3 protein-coding genes are annotated in these 1,296 nt (G+C 42.7%); 1 reads left to right on the top strand and 2 read right to left on the bottom strand.

Annotated elements, in window-relative coordinates:
* On the top strand, positions 1 to 606 hold a 606-nt coding region (locus A3739_RS12925), incomplete at its 5' end, for an AraC family transcriptional regulator (RefSeq protein ID WP_231877075.1).
* 9 nt (positions 607 to 615) lie between these two features.
* Here A3739_RS12925 and A3739_RS12930 read toward each other — a convergent pair.
* Complete coding sequence (locus tag A3739_RS12930) at positions 616 to 939, bottom strand: phage integrase N-terminal SAM-like domain-containing protein (protein WP_068474017.1); 324 nt, start codon at positions 937 to 939, stop codon at positions 616 to 618.
* Positions 940 to 1,019: 80 nt separating this feature from the next.
* Entirely contained in the window at positions 1,020 to 1,283 is a 264-nt protein-coding gene (locus A3739_RS12935; protein WP_068474019.1) for an acyl-CoA-binding protein, read from the bottom strand.
* Between the last annotated feature and the right edge of the window lie 13 nt (positions 1,284 to 1,296).

The raw sequence follows: 1,296 nt of genomic DNA on the forward strand, positions 1-1,296 counted from the left end.
AGAGATTTTGGCGCTTGCTTAACAATCATGCGCTCATCAGGTCATAACATTCCGATCAAGAAGCTGAGCACGAGCTTAAGTGATGAAGTCTTAAGTAAAGAAATCGTCGAGGAATTGTCTTGCGATGTAAATGTGGAATCGAAGGTAATGTCAATTACTGTCGATGAAAAGCTACTTCATCTACCTATGCCACTGTTAAATGCGCAAGCCAGTCAAACACTAGAGTCTCTCTGCTATACACAAATTGCTCTCCCCAACACAAATGAGAAAATGAGTCTGAGTGAGAAGATAGGGCAATTACTGAGACAACATCAATACATTCTGACACGCGATGATGCTGCGAACGCATTATGCGTCTCTTCACGCACACTTGCTCGCCACCTTCTTAACGAAAAAACTACTTGGCGAACATTAGTTGCAACCCAGCGTATCGCAGAAGCCAAGCATCTACTTTCACACAGTGATGACAGTATCGAGTTAATTTCAGAAAAAGTAGGATTCAGCTCAAGCAGCGCTTTCTCTTTAGCGTTTAAAAGGGCATGCGCAAAAACGCCGAGCGAATATAGAAAGCACTATTCGATTCAAGCAAAAACTAAGACTGCCTAAAAGCTAAGCTTATTTGGAAGATGGAAGTGCGTAAGCAGACTCTTCTAATGGGCGCTTTAAGACCTGACTATAGAAGAACTCGAGCGCCTGACGCGCTTGATTAAGACGAGCTCGCGAAGGAGACAGACGACGCGTCACGTGTCGCAAAAATTCTTTCACGTTTTTCTCGTTCAAGCTAAAGGGGTTAGATAATCCATTAAATGTAAGATACTGTGCGATCCACTGCTCGTAAGTATGGAATGTACGCTCACATAAAGCGTTCTTCTGACATACTTTTGTCATACGATCCGCAAGCCCTGGCTGAGCTTCATCTAGAACAATCTTCGCATCCATGTTGACCGCCTGAACTATCTTTCTTATTTAAGTGTGCGCACTTTACCAGATTATGCAAAGCACGCAAATACTCAAAAGACCTAAGCTTTTAACTCTTCAATTGCATCGATGTATTGCTGCATCGCTTCATCTGCACTCGCACCTTTAAGGTCTTCCCATGCTTGATATTTAGCGCGACCAACGAAGTCCATCATGCCAGGTTTTTTACCTGTCACATCACCTTCTGTAGCTTGCTTGAACAAAGCGTACATCTTTAGCTTAAGCTCGTTCGATGGCTGAAAGTCACCTTCAGCTGTTTGTACGTAGTTTACTGTTTCTTCAAATTTTGCTTTTAAGTCTGACATCTAGATTACTCCT

The sequence above is a fragment of the Oleiphilus sp. HI0067 genome, from assembly GCF_001635735.1.

What these genes read in the sequence shown, in the direction of transcription:
- A3739_RS12935 (WP_068474019.1), bottom strand. Translation starts at nt 1,283, where the DNA reads ATGTCAGACTTAAAAGCAAAATTTGAAGAAACAGTAAACTACGTACAA.
- A3739_RS12930 (WP_068474017.1), bottom strand. Translation starts at nt 939, where the DNA reads ATGGATGCGAAGATTGTTCTAGATGAAGCTCAGCCAGGGCTTGCGGAT.